The sequence below is a fragment of the Frankia sp. BMG5.23 genome (assembly GCF_000685765.2).
Classification (GTDB): domain Bacteria; phylum Actinomycetota; class Actinomycetes; order Frankiales; family Frankiaceae; genus Frankia; species Frankia casuarinae.
In genome coordinates, this window is sequence record NZ_JDWE01000001.1 from 45,378 (window position 1) to 65,595 (window position 20,218).

At 71.2% G+C, this 20,218-nt stretch carries 19 protein-coding genes; 16 read left to right on the forward strand and 3 right to left on the reverse strand.

What is annotated here, in order from left to right; translation table 11 throughout:
• Nucleotides 1-30: 30 nt before the first annotated feature.
• The 4 genes from BMG523DRAFT_RS00215 to cobA all read left to right on the forward strand — a co-directional run bounded on the left by BMG523DRAFT_RS00215 (nt 31) and on the right by cobA (nt 4,329).
• On the forward strand, nt 31-1,740 hold the full coding sequence (locus tag BMG523DRAFT_RS00215) for a nitrite/sulfite reductase (protein WP_011434985.1): 1,710 nt from the start codon (nt 31-33) through the stop codon (nt 1,738-1,740).
• Nucleotides 1,733-1,969, forward strand: a complete 237-nt coding sequence (locus tag BMG523DRAFT_RS00220) for a hypothetical protein (RefSeq protein ID WP_011434986.1) — start codon at nt 1,733-1,735, stop codon at nt 1,967-1,969. The genes BMG523DRAFT_RS00215 and BMG523DRAFT_RS00220 overlap by 8 nt, the downstream gene beginning before the upstream one ends.
• Before the next feature lie 101 nt (nt 1,970-2,070).
• A complete protein-coding gene (locus BMG523DRAFT_RS00225) occupies nt 2,071-2,742 on the forward strand; it encodes a phosphoadenylyl-sulfate reductase (RefSeq protein WP_011434987.1) in 672 nt (223 codons plus the stop codon).
• 60 nt (nt 2,743-2,802) lie between these two features.
• Nucleotides 2,803-4,329: a uroporphyrinogen-III C-methyltransferase gene (cobA, locus tag BMG523DRAFT_RS00230; RefSeq protein ID WP_011434988.1), complete on the forward strand. Its 1,527-nt coding sequence runs from the start codon at nt 2,803-2,805 to the stop codon at nt 4,327-4,329.
• On the opposite strand, the gene BMG523DRAFT_RS00235 is transcribed toward cobA, so the two are convergent.
• Together BMG523DRAFT_RS00235 and BMG523DRAFT_RS00240 are read right to left on the reverse strand one after the other, a co-directional pair.
• Nucleotides 4,295-4,768: a sirohydrochlorin chelatase gene (locus BMG523DRAFT_RS00235; RefSeq protein ID WP_011434989.1), complete on the reverse strand. Its 474-nt coding sequence runs from the start codon at nt 4,766-4,768 to the stop codon at nt 4,295-4,297. The genes cobA and BMG523DRAFT_RS00235 overlap by 35 nt on opposite strands.
• A gap of 102 nt (nt 4,769-4,870) precedes the next feature.
• Nucleotides 4,871-5,836 (reverse strand): NAD(P)/FAD-dependent oxidoreductase, encoded by a 966-nt coding sequence (locus BMG523DRAFT_RS00240; protein WP_011434990.1) that lies wholly within the window; start codon nt 5,834-5,836, stop codon nt 4,871-4,873.
• A gap of 545 nt (nt 5,837-6,381) precedes the next feature.
• Here BMG523DRAFT_RS00240 and BMG523DRAFT_RS00245 point away from each other — a divergent pair.
• From BMG523DRAFT_RS00245 to BMG523DRAFT_RS00265, 5 genes are all read left to right on the forward strand, one after another.
• Nucleotides 6,382-8,220, forward strand: a complete 1,839-nt coding sequence (locus BMG523DRAFT_RS00245) for a serine/threonine-protein kinase (RefSeq protein WP_011434991.1) — start codon at nt 6,382-6,384, stop codon at nt 8,218-8,220.
• Nucleotides 8,221-8,262: 42 nt separating this feature from the next.
• Entirely contained in the window at nt 8,263-8,523 is a 261-nt protein-coding gene (locus BMG523DRAFT_RS00250; RefSeq protein ID WP_011434992.1) for a hypothetical protein, read from the forward strand.
• A 327-nt stretch (nt 8,524-8,850) separates the two neighbouring features.
• Nucleotides 8,851-10,038, forward strand: coding sequence for a cyclic dehypoxanthinyl futalosine synthase (gene mqnC / locus BMG523DRAFT_RS00255; protein ID WP_011434993.1), 1,188 nt, complete (start codon nt 8,851-8,853; stop codon nt 10,036-10,038).
• A 24-nt stretch (nt 10,039-10,062) separates the two neighbouring features.
• Nucleotides 10,063-11,145, forward strand: coding sequence for an adenosine deaminase (gene add / locus BMG523DRAFT_RS00260; RefSeq protein WP_011434994.1), 1,083 nt, complete (start codon nt 10,063-10,065; stop codon nt 11,143-11,145).
• Between the two features lie 16 nt (nt 11,146-11,161).
• Nucleotides 11,162-11,884: a demethylmenaquinone methyltransferase gene (locus BMG523DRAFT_RS00265; protein WP_035940880.1), complete on the forward strand. Its 723-nt coding sequence runs from the start codon at nt 11,162-11,164 to the stop codon at nt 11,882-11,884.
• 74 nt (nt 11,885-11,958) lie between these two features.
• Here the strand turns inward: BMG523DRAFT_RS00265 and BMG523DRAFT_RS00270 are convergent, their stop codons facing one another.
• On the reverse strand, nt 11,959-12,678 hold the full coding sequence (locus tag BMG523DRAFT_RS00270) for a dienelactone hydrolase family protein (RefSeq protein WP_011434996.1): 720 nt from the start codon (nt 12,676-12,678) through the stop codon (nt 11,959-11,961).
• A gap of 571 nt (nt 12,679-13,249) precedes the next feature.
• On the opposite strand from BMG523DRAFT_RS00270, the gene BMG523DRAFT_RS00275 reads away from it, so the two are divergent.
• From BMG523DRAFT_RS00275 to nuoF, 7 genes are all read left to right on the forward strand, one after another.
• Complete coding sequence (locus tag BMG523DRAFT_RS00275) at nt 13,250-14,554, forward strand: geranylgeranyl reductase family protein (protein ID WP_011434997.1); 1,305 nt, start codon at nt 13,250-13,252, stop codon at nt 14,552-14,554.
• A 118-nt stretch (nt 14,555-14,672) separates the two neighbouring features.
• The gene (locus BMG523DRAFT_RS00280) at nt 14,673-15,035 is read left to right on the forward strand and encodes an NADH-quinone oxidoreductase subunit A (RefSeq protein ID WP_011434998.1); all 363 of its coding nucleotides are present in this window, start codon (nt 14,673-14,675) and stop codon (nt 15,033-15,035) included.
• A complete protein-coding gene (locus tag BMG523DRAFT_RS27140) occupies nt 15,026-15,841 on the forward strand; it encodes an NADH-quinone oxidoreductase subunit B family protein (protein WP_011434999.1) in 816 nt (271 codons plus the stop codon). Before BMG523DRAFT_RS00280 ends, BMG523DRAFT_RS27140 begins: the two co-directional genes overlap by 10 nt.
• A 3-nt stretch (nt 15,842-15,844) precedes the next feature.
• Nucleotides 15,845-16,555 carry an NADH-quinone oxidoreductase subunit C gene (locus tag BMG523DRAFT_RS00290; RefSeq protein ID WP_043590055.1) on the forward strand — a complete coding sequence of 237 codons (711 nt, stop codon included), beginning with the start codon at nt 15,845-15,847 and terminating at the stop codon, nt 16,553-16,555.
• An 88-nt stretch (nt 16,556-16,643) separates the two neighbouring features.
• On the forward strand, nt 16,644-18,092 hold the full coding sequence (locus BMG523DRAFT_RS00295; RefSeq protein WP_043590057.1) for an NADH-quinone oxidoreductase subunit D: 1,449 nt from the start codon (nt 16,644-16,646) through the stop codon (nt 18,090-18,092).
• Complete coding sequence (nuoE, locus tag BMG523DRAFT_RS00300) at nt 18,092-18,880, forward strand: NADH-quinone oxidoreductase subunit NuoE (protein ID WP_011435002.1); 789 nt, start codon at nt 18,092-18,094, stop codon at nt 18,878-18,880. The genes BMG523DRAFT_RS00295 and nuoE overlap by 1 nt, the downstream gene beginning before the upstream one ends.
• A gap of 2 nt (nt 18,881-18,882) precedes the next feature.
• Nucleotides 18,883-20,214: an NADH-quinone oxidoreductase subunit NuoF gene (nuoF, locus tag BMG523DRAFT_RS00305; RefSeq protein WP_011435003.1), complete on the forward strand. Its 1,332-nt coding sequence runs from the start codon at nt 18,883-18,885 to the stop codon at nt 20,212-20,214.
• Nucleotides 20,215-20,218 lie beyond the last annotated feature (4 nt).

The window sequence follows — 20,218 nt, forward strand, 5'->3', positions numbered from 1 at the left end:
CCGCGACTTCCTCGCGCACCGAGAGATCTCATGACTTCTCCTGCTCGTCCTGCCCGGTCCGCGCGCCCGTCCCGACCCAAGGGAGCGGGCCAGTGGGCGTTGGGATATTCCGAGCCGCTCAACGCGAACGAGCGGATGAAGAAGGACCAAGGCGGCCTGGAGGTGCGGGACCGCATCCTCAACCTCTACCCGCGCACCGGTTTCGACGGGATCGATCCCCAGGACCTGCGGGGCCGGTTCCGGTGGTGGGGTCTGTACACCCAGCGCCGGCCGGGGATCAGTGGCGGGCGGACGGCGATCCTCGAACCCGAGGAACTGGACGACTCCTACTTCATGCAGCGCATCCGGCTCGACGGCGGCCGGATGACCTCGGATCAGCTCCGGGTGATCGCCGACGTCTCCACCTGCTACGGCCGGGACGTCGCTGATGTCACCGACCGGCAGAACATCCAACTCCACTGGATCCGGATCGAGGATGTGCCGGCGATCTGGGCGGCGCTGGAGAACGCCGGCATGACCACCGCCGAGGCCTGTGGCGACACCCCCCGGGTGATCCTCGGTTGCCCGCTCGCCGGGGTCGACGGTGACGAGATCATCGACGGGAGCGAGGCGATCGACGAGGTCGTCCGCCGGTTCGTCGGCGACCCCACGCTGGCCAACCTGCCCCGTAAGTTCAAAAGCGCCATCTCCGGCTGCGCCGACCACTGCACGTTGCACGAGATCAACGACATCGCGTTCGTCGGGGTCGTCCATCCGGAGCTGGGAGCCGGCTACGACCTGTGGGTCGGTGGCGGTCTGTCGACGAACCCACGGCTCGGCGTGCGGCTGGGCGCGTTCGTGCCGCCGGCGCGGGTTGCCGAGGTCTGGCACGGCGTCGTATCGCTGTTCCGAGACTACGGCTACCGACGGCTGCGCACCCGCGCCCGGTTGAAGTTCCTGGTCGCGGACATGGGCGCCGAATGGGTGCGCGCGACTCTGGAGAAGGAGTACCTGGCTTCGGCGCTGCCCGATGGCCCGCCGCCGGCCCCGCCGCGCAGCGAGGGGCGCGACCACATCGGGGTGCACCGCCAGCGCGACGGCCGCAACGCCGTGGGGTTCGCACCGCGGGCGGGTCGGCTCAGCGGGACCACGCTGAGCGCGGTGGCGGACCTCGCCGACCGGTTCGGGCAGGGCCGCATCCGCGCCACGACGACGCAGAAGCTCGTCATCCTCGATGTCGCCGACGCGGACGTCAACGCGCTGGAGGCCGAACTCGGTGCGCTCGACCTGGTGGTCCGCCCGAGCGTGTTCCGGCGCGGCACGATGGCCTGCACCGGTATCGAGTTCTGCAAACTGGCGATCGTCGAGACCAAGGGTCGGGCCCGCGACCTCATCGACGAGCTCGAACGCCGGCTGCCCGACTTCGACGAGCCGATCGGGATCAACGTCAACGGCTGCCCCAACGCCTGCGCCCGCTTTCAGGTCGCCGACATCGGGCTCAAGGGCTCCCTGGTACCGGACGACGCCACCGGTGAGATGGTCGAGGGCTTCCAGGTCCACCTCGGCGGGCACCTGGGCACCAGGTCGCGGCTGGGCCGCAAGTCGCGTGGTCTGAAGGTGACCGCCGACGGCCTCGTCGACTACGTCGTCGCGGTGCTGGAGACCTACCGGGCGGACCGGACCGCGGGGGAGAGCTTCGCGGACTGGGCGGAGCGGGCCGACGAGGCCCAACTGACGGCGCTCGGTGCCGCAGATGGCTAGCGGTGAGCGGGTGGTGCCCTTCTACTGCCCGTATTGCGGCGAGGAGGACATCGTCCCGGACACGCCGCCGGAGGGCTCCGGCGCGGGACATGGTCACGGGTACTGGGCGTGCCGGTCCTGCCTGCGGGGCTTCCGGCTGAGCCTGACGGCCCTCGCGGTCGCCTCGGGCGGGACCGCCGTCATCACGGGCGGGGCGTTCGGCGCGGCGGAAGAGCAGGCGGCACGGTGATCGGCAATGGACAGCACCCGGGCGGCTGCCCGGTGGACGACCGCGGCATCCGCCTGCGGCGTCGCCGGAGCCGGGTTGCGTGACGACGAGGAGACGAGCTGATGGATGCCGCGTTGCAGGCCCGGGCGCTGCGGGCCGGGGACGACCTCGAGGGCGCGCCGGCGGAGGAGATCCTGCGCTGGGCGGTCGGGGAATTCGGGACGAAGCTGGCGATCGCCGCCTCGATGGCTGAGGCGATCCTCGTGGACATGCTCGCCCGGATTCGGTCCGACGTCCCCGTGGTTTTCATCGACACCGGTTATCACTTCCCCGAGACCGTCGGTACCCGGGACGCGGTGGCCGGAACCTACGACCTGCCGATCATCAGCGCCCGTCCGCAGCTCACCGTCGTCGGCCAGGACGCCGTCTACGGCCAGGACCTCTACCGGACCGACCCGGACCTGTGCTGCCGGATGCGCAAGGTCGTTCCGCTGGATCGGGCCCTGGCGCCCTACCGTGCCTGGGCCGCGGGGTCGCGGCGGGCGGAGTCGCCCAGCCGGGCGAAGCTCCGGGTCGTCGACTGGGACGCCCGACGGGGCAAGGTGAAGATCCACCCGCTCGCGGCTTGGACCGACGAGGACGTCGAACGCTACGTGGCCGAGCACGGCGTCATCGTCAACCCGCTCCTCTCCGATGGTTACGACTCGGTCGGCTGCTGGCCGTGCACCCGGCGGGGCGCCGGCCGGGAGGGCCGGTGGGTCGGTTCGATCAAGACGGAGTGCGGCATCCACTGACCTCCTCGGGCCTGCCGGCTGCCGGTGTTCGAAGGCAACCGAGCAGGTACGGTGCACGCCGTGACGGACGGGCGAAGTGTGGGTGAGGTCTGGCTGGTCGGCGCGGGTCCGGGCGATCCCGGTCTGCTCACCGTTCGCGGCCGTGAGGTGCTGGCGAACGCGGACGTCGTGGTCACCGACCGGCTCGCCGCGGCCGTCCTCCTCGGCGCCGCCCCGGCCGGCGCCGAGATCATCCACGTGGGCAAGAGCCCGGCCGCCCCGTCGTGGACCCAGGAGGAGATCAACGCGGTCCTCGTCGACCGGGCGCGCGCCGGTGCGCGCGTCGTCCGCCTCAAGGGCGGCGATCCCTACATGCTCGGGCGAGGCAGCGAGGAGGCGCAGGCCTGCGCCGCGGCGGGGGTCGCGTGCACCGTCGTGCCCGGCGTCACCTCGGCGCTGGCCGTACCCGCCTGTGCCGGCATCCCGGTCACCCATCGTGGTCTCGCGCAGGAAGTTGCCATCGTCTCGGGGCACCTGCCACCCGGCCATCCGGAGTCGACGGTGGACTGGGCCGCTCTCGCGGCCTCCCGGGCGACCATCGTCATCCTGATGGGGGTGGCGCGTCTCATGGACATCGCCGACGCGCTGCTCACCGGCGGTCGCCCCGAGGCGACGCCGGTCGCGGTCATCGAGCGCGGGGCGACCCCGGCGCAGCGGGTCCTGCGGACCACCCTGGACGCGCTGGCGATCGACGCGATCGCGGCCGGTGTGCGGTCTCCCGCGGTGATCGTGGTCGGAGAGGTCGCGGCGCGCCGGGACGCGCTGGCCTTGGAGGCGGGGCCGCTCACCGGGATCCGGGTACTCGTGGCCCGTACCCGGCCGCGGCCGGGTCTGCTGGCTCGCCGGCTGCGGCAGCTGGGCGCGGATGCGGTCGAGACCGTCGTTGCCCGGCCCGCGCCGGTCGAGGACGCCGGTGCCGCGCTGGTGGCGGCGCTGCCGGGAGCGGGCGGCCTGCTGCTGGCCGATGCGGACGAGGTCGCCGCCGTGGTGACCCTGCTGCGTCGAGCCGGCACCGACGTGCGGGCGTTGGCCGGCCTGACTCTCGTCGCGGCCCGCGAGGACGCCGCGGAAGCGCTTGACGGCCTGGGCCTCGCCTCGGTGCCCGTCGCCGAGCTGTCCACGGATCCGCTGTCCGCGGATCCATCGTCGACCGGTCCCGCCGGTCCCGCCGGTCCGACCGGCTCGTCGCGGGTGCTGATCGCCGGCGCGGCGGACCCGCCGGACGCGGTGTGTTCCCTGCGCCGGGTGCCGCTGCTCACCGACGTGACCGCCGAGCCGGATCCCCGGATCGCCGAGGAGCTCCGGCATGGCGACTTCGACGTCGCGGTCTTCGCGTCGTCCACCGCCGCCCGCGGCACCGCCGAGATCTACGGACCTCTCCCGCCCGATCTGCTCATCGCGGCGATGGGTCGACGCAGCGCGCTGGCCTGCGCGGCGGCGGGCATGCGGGTGGACATCGTGCCCACCGAACCCGGGGTCCATCCGCTCGCGGCCGCCGTCGCGGACTTCGTCGTCACCAGCCGGTCCACCGGCTCGCCTGGGGGTTGATCTTCAGGGTGGCGGCATCGGCTTCGCGGACCAGGAGACGCAGGGTGTCGTCGAGTCGCGCGCGGACCGCGTCGACGACGCTCGCGTGCAGCCCGAGCGGCTCCGACAGCACCCATCGGGTCGTCGGGTGCCGGCACCGGGCGCCCTCCAGTGCCGCCGGGATGTCCCGGCGGGTGTGGTTGCCGTCGAACAGGAAGAACGGGTAGGCGACGATTTCGGTGCATCCCGCGTCGGCCAGCGTGGCGTACCCGGTGGCGATGTCGGGCTGGGCGATTTCAAGGAAGGCGGCTTCGACCGCCCCCCACGTCCATGGCGCGGCGGCATGGCCGGGATCGACCACATGGCCGGGATCGACCAGGAGCCGGTGGGCGAGTTCCCGAACCGTCGCGTTCGCCTCGTCCCGCCGGGATCCGTGACCGATCACCAGTAGACCGCGCATGTTCCCAGTGTGCGCCGCGGGTCCGCCGGTGCCCGGTCGGAAACGGCCACATCCGTCGGCCGCATCCGTCGGCCACGCCTGTCGGCCACGCCCGCCGGGCGCTCAGCCGCCGGTGCCGTCGTCGGAGCTGTGCCCCGGGAAGATCTTTGCCGACGGGTCCACCAGCGGCGCCGCGTTGTTGACCGCCGTCGCGGCCTCCCCGAAACCCGTCGCGATCAGGCGGACCTTCCCCGGGTACTCGGTGATGTCGCCGGCCGCGAAGATCCGCTCGACCCCGGTCGCCATCGTCGGGTCGACGACAATGTGCCGCTTGTCAATGGTCAGATTCCAGCGGGTCAGCGGTCCGAGGTCGGCGGTGAATCCGAGCGCGGCGACGACCGCCTGCGCGGGTCGGACATGTCGGTCGCCGGTGCGGGTCTGCACCAGTTCGACCTTCTCGATCCACTCCTCACCGTGGACCATGGCGACCTCGGTGAAGGTCAGGATCTCGACGGAGGACGCCTCGACCCGCTCGACTGTGGACATATGCGCCCGGAACCGGTCCCGCCGGTGCACGAGGGTGACCGAGCGGGCGATCGGCTCCAGGGCCAGCGCCCAGTCGAAGGCGCTGTCCCCGCCGCCGACCACGATGACGTCCTGGCCGGTGTGGACGTCGAGCTTGGGCACGAAGTAGACCAGGCCGCGGCCCAGATGCGCGGTGCCGGTGGGCAGCGGGCGGGGGGCGAAGGTGCCGAGACCGCCGGTGATGACGACGACCTTGGCGCGTACCCGAAGGCCCTGGCTGCTGGTCACCACCACGGCGTCCGGCTTGTGGGCCAGCTCGGCGGCCTGCTGGCCCAGCAGGTAGGTGGGGGAGAACTGGTTCGCCTGGATCAACAGGGCGTCGATCAGTTCCCGCCCCCGGACGGCCGGCAGACCCGCGATGTCGTAGATCACCTTCTCCGGGTACATCGCGGTGACCTGACCGCCGGCCTCGGGCAACGAGTCCATGAGCGCGACCGACATGCCGCGGAATCCGGCGTAGTAGGCGCCGTAGAGACCGGCCGGACCGGCGCCTACGATCAGCATGTCGACGTCGGTGTCGACCGGGGACGTCCCCGACCGCACGGCGCCGGTGACGCTCGCTCCGGCCGCGGGGTCGGTCTCCGTGACCGCGTTCGCGGGCTGGTGCGCATCGGCGGACTGCGTGACCACGGGTGACTCCCTAGGCTTGGCGGCCGACCGGCGCTGTCGGGGCAGCCGGTCGGTAGCAGTGGATGTTCCCTCCCTCATCCTGCCGGAGACACACCTCACCCGCCTTCATCCGCGGAATGGTGAGTCGTCGACCACCTGTGGTTGTTGTCGACCACCTGCGGTCTCCTCGGATACGGCTGGCGGGAACGATCGGATCCGCCGCGTCGGCTGGCGGACAACGCTCGACATCGATTTACTCGAGAGGGTTAGCGTGACTTCCGCGCCGTTGCGGATGCCCGTAGGGACTGGGCGACGACGGACTGTGGCGTGATGATGGGTTCATCTCCCTGCACGGGGAGACAATTGCGGCACCGGTGACGGCTCCCAGGCCGGAACGGTACCTGGGCCGCGGCCGGAGGTATAACACGGGCGGGAGAACAGTGACGGAACGATCGGCGCGTCGGGTTTCGCCTATCGGCGGATATCCGGCCGAGGCGCCGCATCCCGATGATCCGACCACGATCGGTGTTTACCAGGTCGTCGGTCGGCTGGGCGCGGGTGGGATGGGAACGGTGTTCCTCGCCCAGGACGCGGCCGAGAAGTTCGTTGCGATCAAGGTGATCAGGTCGGACCTCGCCGCCGACCCGGAATTCCGGGCACGTTTCCGGGACGAGGTGGCGGCCGCTCGGCGGGTCGCGCCCTTCTGCACCGCCCAGGTACTCGACGCCGATCCCGACGCGCGTCGTCCTTATCTGGTCACGGAGTACATCGACGGCGTCCGGCTTGATCAGGCCGTCACCGAGTCCGGTCCGCTGCCGCTGTCGACACTGCAGGGCGTGGCGGTCGGCGTGGCGTCCGCGCTCACCGCCATCCACCGGGCCGGCATCGTGCACAGGGATCTCAAACCGAGCAACGTCATGCTGTCGTACTCCGGCCCCCGGGTCATCGACTTCGGGATCGCCCGCACGCTCGACATGACGAAGGGCCGCACCCAGACGGGTCTGGTCCTCGGCTCGGTCGGCTGGATGGCGCCCGAGCAGATGGAGGGCGCTGCGCTCGGTCCGGCGGTCGACGTCTTCGCCTGGGGACTGCTGATCGGCTACGCGGCCACCGGCGGTCACCCCTACGGCCACGGCACCTACCTGGAGATGTCGGAGAAGATCCTGACGGGTCAGCCGGACCTGCGGGCCATGCCGCCGGATCTCACGCCGATCGTCCGGTCCGCGCTCGCCCGCGACCCCCGGGACCGGCCCTCCACCGAGAACCTGCTGCTCACCCTACTCGGCGAACGCGGCCGGGCCGGTGACGCGCGGGACGCCGCGACCGCACTGCTCGACGGGACCTGGCCACGGGGGCGCAGTACCGCCGGGGCTGGGGCGGCCGCGCTCGCCGGGGGTGCCGGGGCCGGTTGGCCGGATCCGACCCACGTTGCGACCCCGTATGAACAGCGGCGCTGGTGGGAGAATGAGCCCCGGCCCCTCGGCGGCGACCGTTGGTGGAACGACTCGGCCCGCGACAGGCCCCCGCCGGCCGGTCCGCCTGTGCCGCCACCCGCGCTGGCACCGCCACCGGCCGCCGACCGTGCCGCGGGCCCGCGGCACGGGGTGCCGCGGGCCCGTCGACGGCGCCGCGGCGGATTCGTCCAGTACGACGATGAGGCCGACGGGAACGGCCACCGATCGGGTTTCGACAATTCCGGCGAGGGGGGCCATCCGCCGCCGGCGCCGGACGCCCGCCCGAGGCACGGCGGCCAGCCCCGGGTGGATTCTCCGCACGCCGGTCAGCCCTACCCGGACCAGGCCCACGCGGGTCGGCCCTACGCCGGTCGGCCCTACGCCGGTCAGCCCTACGCCGGCCGTGCCGCGGAGGCGGCACCGTCTCCCCAGGCGCCGGCCCGGCCCCGCCCCGTGGCCCAGCAGCGGCCCCCGTCGGCGCCCGCGGGTCCCGCGCCTGCCCCGGCCCCGCGGGTGGCCGAGGCGCGGCCGGCGCCGCGCGGACGCGCGCCGGCTCCCTACGCCGAATCGGTGCCGCGACCGCGTCCCCGGCGTCGGTTCCGGCTGCGGATCCCTTTCAAGCGCACGATCCTGTTCGTTCTTGTCGTCCTGCTGCTGCTCTCCGCGGCGGACCAGATCGCCTTGATGGTCGACGAACAGCGCCAGCGGTTGTGGAACAAGGTCGTCACGTCCGTCAAGGATGACACCCATGACCAGCTCGACAGCCTGTGGAACCGGGTGAGGGACACGTTCGGCGGCTCCTCGGGCGGGTCGTCGAACGGGTGACCGGCAGGCGTAAACCCCTGCCCGGATAGGTACACCGTTGTCATGGCCAGTTTCTCGAACAAGATCACGGACTTCCTACACAGCCCGAAGACCAAGGAGATGGTCAACAAGGCCAAGGCCGCGGCCAACCGGCCGGAGAACCGGGCCAAGATCAAGCAGCTCCAGGCGAAGCTCACCAGCCGCGGCCACGGTCACCACGACGCCGGTCCCGCCAGCCCGGCCGGCTCCTCGACAGCCGGCTACACTGACGCCACCCGTGGTGGCTCCAGCCCGGTGGACCCGAGGACGCGATCCGGACACTGACCGTTCATCCCCCGCGTCGCGCCGAAGGCTCCGACGGCTACCCTGGGAGGATCGCCGAAGGTGATTCGACGGAGACCCCGAACGGCGCCCGATGCCAGGGGTCCCCGCGTCGCGCGGAAGGCTCCGACGGCTACCCTGGGAGGATCGCCGAAGGTGATTCGACGGAGACCCCGAACGGCGCCCGATGCCAGGGGTCCCCGCGTCGCGCGGAAGGCTCCGACGGCTACCCTGGGAGGATCGCCGAAGGTGATTCGACGGAGACCCCGAACGGCGCCCGATGCCAGGGGTCCCCGCGTCGCGCCGAAGGCGCTACGCGGGGAGGGCCGTATGGATGTCGATGGTGAGATTCCGGTGGGTCGGGGTGGTGGCGAGATCCGGTCTGTGCTGGACCGGGCCGCAGCCGGCGGGCGTATCTCCGCGGAGGAGGCGCTGCTCCTCTATACGAGGGCGCCGCTGCACGCGCTCGGCGGCGCGGCGGACACGGTCCGTCGGCGCCGTTTCCCCGATGGCATCGCGACGTACATCATCGACCGGAACATCAACTACACGAATGTCTGCGTGACCGCCTGCCGGTTTTGCGCCTTCTACCGCGCTCCGAAGCATGCCGAGGGCTGGGTCCGCGACGTCGAGGACATCGTCGCCAAGTGCGGGGAGGCGGTCGAGCTCGGCGCCACGCAGATCATGCTGCAGGGCGGGCACCATCCCGACTTCGGCATCGAGTGGTATGAGCGTACCTTTGCCGCCATCAAGAAGGCATATCCCCAGTTGGCGCTGCACTCGCTGGGCGCCAGCGAGGTTGTGCACATCGCCCGGACGTCCGATCTGACTTTTCCCGAGGTCATTACCCGGCTGCGGGACGCGGGCCTGGACAGCTTCGCGGGCGCGGGAGCGGAGATTCTCACCGAACGGCCCCGGCAGGCGATCGCTCCGCTGAAGGAGCCCGGTCACGTCTGGCTGTCCGTGATGGAGACCGCCCACAACCTCGGCCTGGAATCCACCGCCACCTTCATGATGGGCACGGGGGAGACGAACGCCGAGCGCATCGAACACCTGACGATGATCCGGGACGTCCAGGACCGGACCGGCGGGTTCCGTTCGTTCATCCCCTGGACCTACCAGCCGGAGAACAATCATCTCGGCGGGCGCACCCAGGCGACGACCCTGGAGTACCTCCGCCTCGTCGCGGTCGCGCGGCTGTTCTTCGACAACATCACGCACCTGCAGGGCTCCTGGCTGACCACCGGCAAGGAGATCGGCCAGCTCACCCTGCACATGGGCGCCGACGACCTCGGCTCGGTGATGCTGGAGGAGAACGTCGTCTCCTCCGCCGGGGCGCGCCACCGCACCAACCGGTCGGAGCTGATCTCCCTGATCCGTGCTGCCGGCCGCATCCCCGCTCAGCGCGACACCCGCTACCAGCACCTCGTCGTGCACCGCGACCCGGCGCAGGACCCGGTTGACGACCGGGTGGCCTCGCACTTCTCCTCCACCGCGCTACCGCTCATCTCCGCGTAGCCGGGCGCACCATACAGTGACCGGGTGAGTGACCCCTCCGGATTCGCGGTCCCGTCCCCGACCGGGCCGAAGATCGAACTCCACGTCCATCTGGAGGGCACGGTCCGTCCCGCCACCCTGCTGGAGATGGCGCGCCGCAACTCCGAGGCGCTGCCTGCCCGCACGGTCGAGGGCCTCGCGGACCTCTACCGCTTCCGCGACTTCGACCACTTCCTGAAGGCCTGGATCCTCACCACCCACGTGATGCGGACGGAGGCCGACTTCCGCCAGGTGGTCGTCGACTACGCCGCCGAGGCGGCCCGGGCGGGCGCCGTCTACCTGGAGGGCATCTTCTCGCCCTGGTTCCGGGTCCATCGGGGGGTCCGCGTCGAGGAGATCTTCCACGGCTACGCCGACGGGGCGATCGAGGCCCGGGAACGCTATGGCGTCGAGGTGCGCCTCACCCCGGACATCGAGCGGGTGCTGCCGGTCGAGGCCGCGATGGAGGTGGCGCGGTGGGCGGTGCGGTTCGCCGATCGCGGTGTCGTCGGCATTGGGCTCGGCGGACCGGAGGTCGGTCATCCCCCCGAGCCGTTCGCGCCGGCGTTCGCACTGGCCGCCGACGGCGGGCTCGCCGCGGTCCCGCACGCGGGGGAGACGGCGGGCCCGGTGTCCGTACGGGGCGCGCTCGACGCGCTGGGAGCCAGGCGGATCCGGCATGGGATCCGGGCCGCCGAGGACCCCGAGCTGATGCGACGGCTGGTCGATCAGGGGATCGTGCTGGACGTCTGCCCGGTGTCCAACCTGCGGACTCGGTCGGTGGCATCCCTCGACGACCACCCCTTGGCGGCGTTGCTGCGGGCCGGGGTCGCGTGCTCGCTTGCCACCGACGATCCCGCTATGTTCGGCACCGATCTGGAGACGGAGCACGCGGTCGCGGCAGGGCTCGGTGCCCGGGCCCGCGACCTGTACACCGCCGGGGTCGCGGGCGCGCTGTGCGACGAGCCGACCCGCACGCGGCTGCGGCGGATCGGCGAGAGCACCGACTGGGACACCGTCGAGAGGGCCGCCCGCGACGCCTCGGCGGCGGCCTCGGCGCGGTTCGGCGGCGGGGAAGGGGCATGGTGAGCGGGGAAGGGGCATGGTGAGCAGAGCGGGACTCGACAAACGTCCGCGGGACGTCGCGTCGATGTTCGACGGGGTGGCCAACCGGTACGACCTGACCAACACCGTGCTCACCGGCGGGCTCGACCGGACCTGGCGGCGCGCCGCGGCGGGCGCGCTGGACCTGCGGCCGGGGCTTCGGGTCCTCGACCTCGCCGCCGGGACGGCGACCTCGTCACGAGCCTTCGCTCTCGCCGGGACCGATGTGGTGGCCTGTGACTTCTCCCTGGGGATGCTGCGGGCCGGGCAGCGTCGGCTGGCGTCGCGGCCGTTGCCGGGGGAGGCTGGGCGGATCCTGCTGACCGCCGGGGACGGGCTGCGGCTGCCGTTCCGGGACGAGACCTTTGACCGGACGACGATCTCGTTCGGTCTGCGCAACGTCGCCGACACGTTCGGCTGCCTCACCGAGCTGCGTCGGGTGACCCGTCCGGGCGGGATGCTCGTGGTGTGCGAGTTCAGCCGCCCGGTCTGGGCGCTCTGGCGGACGGTCTACGTCGAGTACCTGATGCGGGCCTTGCCGGCCGTGGCCCGCGCGGTGAGCAACAGCCCGGACTCGTATGTCTATCTCGCCGAGTCGATCCGGGCCTGGCCCGCCCAGGCGGAGCTGGCTGGCCTGCTGCGGGAGGCGGGCTGGTCCCGGGTCGGCTGGCGCAACCTCACCGGCGGCGTGGTGGCGTTGCACCGGGGTCACGCCCCGGACTGACGGTCCTGGACCGGTCATGGTGCTGGACCGGTCATGGTGCTGGACCGGCCGGCGCCACGGCAGGCGGGGTGGGCTCAGCCGGGAACATGCGAGTCGAACCAGGTCAGCATGCGTGACCAGGCGTCCTTCGCCGACGGGCCGTGGTAGGCGCCGGCGCGGGCGTCGTTGTGGAAGCCGTGCCCGGCCTGTGGGTAACGGACGATCTCGGCGGGCACGGACGCCTTCCGTGTCGCCGCCCGCAGGTCCTCCACCTCCGAAGCGAGGATGCTCGGATCCTGGTCGCCGTACAGGCCGAGCCACGGTGCCTGCAGGCGGTCGGCGAGATCCAGCTGGGCGGGTTCCCCGAAGCGGCGCATGGTGATCCCGCCACCGTAGAAGGTGCTCGCGGCGCCGAACGGCCGGGCCACCGCAGCCTGGAAGGCGATGCTCCCGCCGACGCAGAAGCCCACGACGGCGCAGCGGTCGATGGCGGTGCCCTCCTCGGCGAGGATGGCCAGCGCGGCGTCGATGTCGGCGAGAAGGTCGGTGCCGTTGAGCTCATCGAGGATCTTCACCGCGGAGGCGAGGTCGTCGTAGTCGAAGACGGGCGAGCCCGCGCGGTGGAACAGGTCGGGGGCGATGGCCCGCCAGCCCGCGCGCGCGAACCTCGAGCAGACATCGGTGATGTGCTCGGTGAGGCCGAACGCCTCGTGGAGGACGACGACGCCGCCGCGTGCGGGACCATCGGGTTCGGTGAGCGTGGCCGGGGCGGGCCCGTCGGGGGTGGGGATGACGACGGTCTCTGCGGTGGTCATCGCGTTCTCTCGTTCCCAGTCCGTGCTGCTTTGGGTGACGGTGTTCGGGTGACGGCGTTCGGGTGATGATGCGTCCGTGTCGTCGGGACACCGGCGGCGACCGCGGACGAGCCACCGCGTTTCGGGTGACCTGTGGAGGGACTACCCCGCACGGGCGCTGATCCCACCCCGGGGGCGAATATGGGCCACCGGCGGGCGGTGGGGCCCGGCTTCGTGGTTTCTCCGTTGCGCTTCACGCTCCGGGCGAGTGTTGCGGACCGACACCAGGCGGGTGAGCTGGCCTGATCCAGGCTGATCGGGCGAAGATTTTACCCGCCGCTCACGATGGCGATCGGCGGCCGAGCCCCGGCGGCGGGCGTCCGGCGCCGCGAACTATCGCTCACGGTAACGATAGGGTGTACGAAATCAACCCGTCCGTTCTTCGCAGCATCCTGGTTGGTGCGATTGACCTGTGCAAGGCCTACACTCGCCGGGAACGCTCGTGAAGAATTTCACGAGCACACAGGTGGAGGGCCCCCGGTGGGGCGCCCCCGGGACGAGTGGTCTAGCAGATCCGGAGCAATTCGTGACCATGGCGACGACAAGGGCTGATGGTGCGGCCGGCCGGTCGAAGGCCGACGCCGACGTCATCGTGGTCGGCGCGGGTCCGGGTGGCTCCTCGGCCGCCTACCATCTCGCCAGCGCCGGGCTCGACGTGCTCCTGCTGGAGAAGACGACCTTCCCCCGCGAGAAGGTCTGTGGCGACGGGCTGACCCCGCGGGCCGTCCGCAGCCTCGTGGACATGGGTGTCGACACCTCGCCCGTGGCCGGATGGGCCCGTAACCGGGGGCTTCGCATCATTGGCGGCGGCGTCCGCCTGGAGTTGCCCTGGCCGGAGCTGGCGAGCTGGCCCGACTACGGCCTGGTCCGTCCGCGGCTTGACTTCGACGATCTGCTGGCCCGCCACGCGGTGAAGGTTGGTGCCCGGCTGCACGAGGGGACCGCCGTGACCGGTCCGCTGCTCGACGAGCGCACCGGACGGGTCGTCGGCGTGCACGCCAGGACCGGCACTGACCGGGCACCTGTGACGTTCCGGGCGCCATTGGTCGTCGCGGCGGACGGTAACAGCGCCCGCATCGCGCTCGCCCTCGGTATCCGCCGCCGGGAGGACCGGCCGCTCGGGGTCGCGGTCCGCCGCTACTACCGCAGCCCCCGCACGCACGACGACTTCCTCGAGTCCCATCTGGAACTGTGGGAGGGCAGGCCGCGCGAGAGCCGACTGCTGCCCGGCTACGGCTGGATCTTCGGGGTCGGTAACGGCACGAGCAACGTGGGCCTCGGCCTGCTGAACACCACGGACGCCTTCCAGAACACCGACTACCGGGACCTGTTGCGCCGCTGGCTCGCCGCATTGCCGCCGGAGTGGGGATACACCGAGGACAACGCCATCGGCCCGGTGCGTGGCAGCGCCCTGCCGATGGGCTTCAACCGGACCCCCCATTACCGCGACGGCGTGCTGCTGGTCGGTGACGCGGGCGGGATGGTGAATCCCTTCAACGGCGAGGGCATCGCCTACGCGCTCGAATCCGGTCGGTACGCCGCCGAGATCGCCGTGCAGGCCCTCGCCCGCCCGGATGGTCCGGCGCGGGAGCGGGCACTCGGCCAGTACCCGGAACTCATGCGGGCCCGGTACGGGGGCTATTACACCCTGGGCCGGTTCTTCGTCCAGCTCATCGGCAATCCGACGATTATGGCGTTCGGTACCCGCTACGGGTTGCCGAGACCGGTCCTCATGCGTTTCGTTCTCAAGATCATGGCAAATCTCACCGACCCCCGGGGAGGGGATGCGATGGACCGGCTGATCAACGCGATGACCCGGCTCGCTCCCGCGGCCTGACGTGTCCGAAATGGCCACTGGTTCCGCGGACCGAGTCCGGACCGTTTGCGGTCCGTTCACCGGCGAGCCGTTTCACCCCAACGTCCGGTAACAAACTCTCGAAGGAGAGGAGTTCGGCATGCTCTCGAACTATGTGCCGATCCTCGTTCTGCTCGTGATCGCGGCCCTGTTCGCGGTCGGTTCGGTCGCGGCCGGTGCGCTGATCGGCCCGCGCCGGTTCAACCGTGCGAAGATCGACGCATACGAGTGCGGGATCGAACCCTCCCCGGCCCCGGCCGGACCGCAGCGTTTCCCGGTGAAGTACTACAACACCGCGATGCTCTTCATCGTCTTCGACATCGAGATTATCTTCCTCTTCCCCTGGGCGGTCGCCTTCGACAGTCTGGCGGTATTCGGTCTCGGCGCGATGGCGTTGTTCATGGCGACCATTTTCGTCGCGTACGCCTACGAGTGGCGGCGTGGAGGTCTGGAATGGGACTAGAGGAGAAGCTGCCGGGCGGTGTGCTTCTCGCCAGCGTCGAGAAGCTCGCCAACTGGTCACGGCGCTCGTCGCTGTGGCCGGCGACCTTCGGGTTGGCCTGCTGCGCGATCGAGATGATGTCGACGGGAGCCGGCCGCTACGACCTGTCCCGATTCGGCATGGAGGTCTTCCGGGCCAGCCCGCGCCAGGCCGATCTCATGATCGTTGCCGGCCGGGTGAGTCAGAAGATGGCGCCGGTGCTGCGGCAGATCTACGACCAGATGCCCGAGCCCAAGTGGGTGCTGTCGATGGGTGTCTGCGCCAGCAGCGGCGGCATGTTCAACAACTACGCGATCGTGCAGGGTGTGGACCACATCGTCCCGGTCGACATGTACCTCCCCGGCTGCCCACCGCGGCCGGAGATGCTCATGGATGCCATCATCAAGCTGCACGAGAAGATCCTCGCCGGCCCGATCTCTGGCCGGATCGAGCACACGAAGATCGGCTCCTCGCCGTATCCGAAACCCATCGAGGTGGCCACCGCCCGGGCCGGTCTGCCGGAGGGCGCGTTCGACACCCGGACCCTCTCGGTGAACGACCGCAAGCGCTTCTCGATCCCGGCCGGGGCGCCGGCGCCGACGGGTGGCGGGGCGGTCGAACCCGCCCTGGACACCCGCCGCCCCGCCGCCCTCGCGCCGCCGTCGGTGTTCGGGCGCGCCAAGCGGATACCGGTCGACCCCAAGCCGAGTGACGAGGCCCGGGCGCACGGGCCCGGTCCAACCACCGAGAGCATCGGTGATGTCGACGGCCCGGATCGGGGGATCTAGGCAGTGAGCGACGAGAGCACAGCCTCCGCCGACCTGATACCGGGCGCCGCCGGCGTGCCCGGCGGTCCGGGTGGGCAGCGCCGGGACGCGTTCGGCGCCGGTGACAGCGGTGACACCTCCGGGTTCGGCGGGCTCGTCACGCCCGTTCCGATCCTGAGCTCCACCGCCCGCCCGTTCGGTGACGCCGACGCCGACGCCGTCTACGACGCGCTCGAACGTGCCTTCCCCCAGCTCGGCGACGCCGTCGAACGGGTGGTGGTGGACCGCGGGGAGCTGACCGTCCACGTGCGCCGGGAGAGCCTCGTCGCCGTCGGGCAAACCCTGCGCGACGACCCCGACCTGCGGTTCGAGCTGCTGTCCTCGCTGTCCGGCGTGGACTACCCGGACGACGTCACCGGCCGTCGCCTGCACTCGGTGGCCCACCTGACCTCGATGACGCACCGTCGCCGGGTCCGGGTCGAGGTGTCCGTCACCGACGCCGATCCCACCGTGCCGAGCCTGACCTCGGTGTGGCCCACCGCGGACTGGCACGAGCGCGAGACCTACGACATGTTCGGCATCGTCTACACGGGTCATCCGGGCCTGACCCGGATCATGATGCCGGACGACTGGATCGGGCACCCGCAGCGCAAGGACTACCCGCTGGGGGGCATCCCCGTCGACTACAAGGGTGTCACGATCCCGCCGCCAGACGAGCGCCGGAGCTACTCGTGACCCCGCGTCCGGCCCCGGCCGGCCGGCGGCACCGCCAAGGCGATATCCCACGAGGCGACATCCCACGAGGCGACATCCGAGGTTCGCTATGACGACCAACACGTCGACTTCCTCCACCACGGACGATCTGACCACCGGGGCTCCCAACGGCACCGGGGCCCCCGACGGCGCGAACGGCGTCGGGGGCCCGACCGGGACCGTCGGCGGACTCGGGGAGCATCCGGCCTACGAGGCCGGCTTCACCGAGTCGGCGAACGGGCGGGTCTACACCGTCACCGGCAGCGACTGGGAGCAGATCCTCGGCGTCGGCGAGGAGGAGAACGAGCGGATCGTCGTCAACATGGGGCCGCAGCACCCGTCGACCCACGGGGTGCTCCGCCTGGTCCTGGAGATCGAGGGCGAGACGGTCACCGAGACCCGCCTCGTCATCGGCTACCTGCACACCGGCATCGAGAAGAGCTGTGAGTACCGCACCTGGACTCAGGCGGTCACCTTCCTCACCCGGGCGGACTACCTCTCGCCGCTGTTCAACGAGGCGGCCTACTGCCTGTCGGTGGAGAGGCTGCTGGGCATCACCGAGCAGGTACCCGAGCGGGCCACGGTGATCCGGGTGATGGTGATGGAGCTCCAGCGGATCGCCTCGCACCTGGTGTGGCTCGCGACCGGCGGCATGGAGCTCGGCGCCACCACCGCCATGATCTTCGGTTTCCGGGAGCGGGAGAAGGTCCTCGACCTGCTCGAGCTCATCACCGGGCTGCGGATGAACCACGCCTACATCCGGCCCGGGGGCCTCGCCCAGGATCTCCCCGACGGCGCCGAGCGGGCCATCCGGGCGTTCCTCGCGGACATGCCGAAGCGGATCAGGGAGTATCACGCGCTGCTCACCGGCCAGCCAGTCTGGAAGGCCCGGATGGTCGACGTCAACGTTCTCGACGCGGCCGGCTGCATCGCGCTGGGGACCACGGGCCCGGTGTTGCGCGCCGCGGGCCTGCCGTGGGACCTGCGCAAGACCATGCCCTACTGCGGCTACGAAACCTACGAGTTCGACGTGCCGACCGCGCTGGAGGGCGACTCCTTCGCCCGCTACCTGGTGCGGCTGGAGGAGATGGGCGAGTCACTCAAGATCGTTGATCAGTGTCTGGACCGGCTGCGTCCCGGCCCGGTCATGGTCGCCGACAAGAAGATCGCCTGGCCGTCCCAGCTTTCTGTCGGGTCCGACGGGACGGGCAACTCACTCGCGTACATCCGGAAGATCATGGGGACCTCGATGGAGGCCCTGATCCATCACTTCAAGCTGGTGACCGAGGGATTCCGCGTCCCGGCCGGTCAGGTCTACACCCAGATCGAGTCGCCGCGCGGAGAGCTCGGCTACCACGTGGTCAGCGACGGCGGCACGAGACCCTTCCGCGTCCACGTGCGGGATCCAAGCTTCGTCAACCTGCAGGCCGTCCCGGCGCTGACCGAGGGCGGCCAGGTGGCGGACGTGATCGTCGGGGTCGCCTCAGTCGACCCGGTGCTCGGGGGAGTTGATCGTTGATGGCGTTCTCGCCGGAGACCCATGCGGCCGCGCAGGAGATCATCGCCAGGTACCCAGCCGGCCGATCCCGTTCGGCCCTGCTCCCGCTGCTGCACCTGGTACAGGCCGAGCAGGGATGCGTGACCGCGCAGGGCGTCGCGTTCTGCGCGGACGTGCTGGGCATCACCCGGGCCGAGGTCGGCGCGGTGGCGACCTTCTACACGATGTACAAGCGGCATCCGGTCGGGGACTACCTCGTCTCGGTCTGCACGAACCTGTCGTGCGCGCTGCTCGGTGGCGAGGACGTCTACGAGCGGGTCTCGAAGCTCCTCGGGGTCGGCCATGACGAGACGACGCCGGACGGGTCGATCACCCTCGAGCACGCCGAGTGCCTCGCGGCCTGCGACTACGCACCGGTCATGACGGTGAACTACGAGTTCTACGACCAGGTCGACCCCGACTCCGCCCAGGCGATCGTCGAGGACCTGCGAGCGGGGCGGCGGCCGGCGCCGACCCGCGGCGGTCCGCTGTGCTCGTTCGCCGAGGTCTCCCGCCAGCTCGCCGGGTTCGGCGATCCGAGACCGGAGGGCGTCGCGGGCCCGGGGGTCGGCGAGCCGTCGGTCGTGGGTCTCCTCGTGGCCGAGGCGGCCGGCTGGAGCGCCGAGCAGGCGCCCGCGCCGCTGGTCACCCACGGCGTGGTGGCCGACGCGGCGGCGCCGCGGCCCGCCGCCCCACCGCCTGCCGGGCCGCCGCCCGCGGTGGTTCCAGCGCCGACGACCCCGGCCTCCTCGGAACGGAAGGGGAGCTGACAATGCCCGTCACCCCGGTCCTCACCCGGCGCTGGAACACGCCGGAGTCGTGGACGATCGAGACCTACACCCGCCTCGACGGCTACACCGCGCTGCGCACCGCCTTCGCGATGGCCCCGGACGACCTCATCAAGCTGGTGAAGGACTCCGGGCTGCGGGGGCGCGGCGGCGCCGGCTTCCCCACCGGGATGAAGTGGGGCTTCATCCCGCAGGGCGACGGCAGGCCGCACTACCTCGTCATCAACGCCGACGAGGGGGAGCCGGGCACCTGCAAGGACGCGCCGCTGATGATGGCGGACCCGCACTCGCTCATCGAGGGGATCATCATCGCGGCCTACGCGGTGCGGGCCGGCCGGGCGTTCGTCTACCTGCGCGGCGAACTGATCCACGCGGCCCGTCGGCTGCAGGCCGCCGTGGCCGAGGCCTACCGGGCCGGCTACCTCGGCCGGGACATCCTCGGCAGCGGCTTCGACCTCGACCTCGTCGTGCACTCCGGCGCGGGCGCCTACATCTGCGGCGAGGAGACAGCCCTGCTCGACTCCCTGGAGGGCCGTCGCGGCCAGCCGCGGCTGCGCCCGCCGTTCCCCGCGACGCACGGCCTGTACGCCTCCCCGACGGTGGTCAACAACGTCGAGACGATCGCGTCGGTGCCGTACATCGTGAACTACGGCGTGGACTGGTTCCGGTCAATGGGCCGGGAGCGCTCGCCGGGGCCGAAGATCTACAGCCTGTCCGGGCACGTGACCCGGCCCGGCCAGTACGAGGCCCCGATGGGCACCACGCTGCGGGAGCTGCTCGACTTGGCCGGCGGCGTGCGGGGCGGTCACGGGCTCAAGGCGTGGACCCCGGGCGGGTCGTCCACTCCGATGCTGACCGCCGAGCACCTCGACGCGCCGCTCGACTTCGAGGGCATGCAGGAGGCCGGGTCGCTGCTTGGCACGGCCGCACTCATGATCATGGATGACACGGTCGACATGCTCAAGGTCGTCCGCCGGCTCACCCAGTTCTACGCGCACGAGTCGTGCGGCAAGTGCACTCCGTGCCGCGAGGGCACCACCTGGATGGTGCAGATCCTGTCCCGGATGGAACGGGGCCAAGGCGACGCCGAGGACGTGGACACCCTCGTCGACGCCTGCGACAACATCTTCGGCCGGGCATTCTGCGCGCTGGCCGACGGGGCCACCTCCCCGATCGTCTCGGGGATCAAGTACTTCCGGGACGAGTTCATCCCGGTGAGTGCGGTGACCACGAAGCCGAACCCCACCCCGGGAGACGCCACGGCCGGCGACGGCTCGCCCGCGTCCGCCCCGGGTGCCTACGCGGGAGCGCACTGACCAT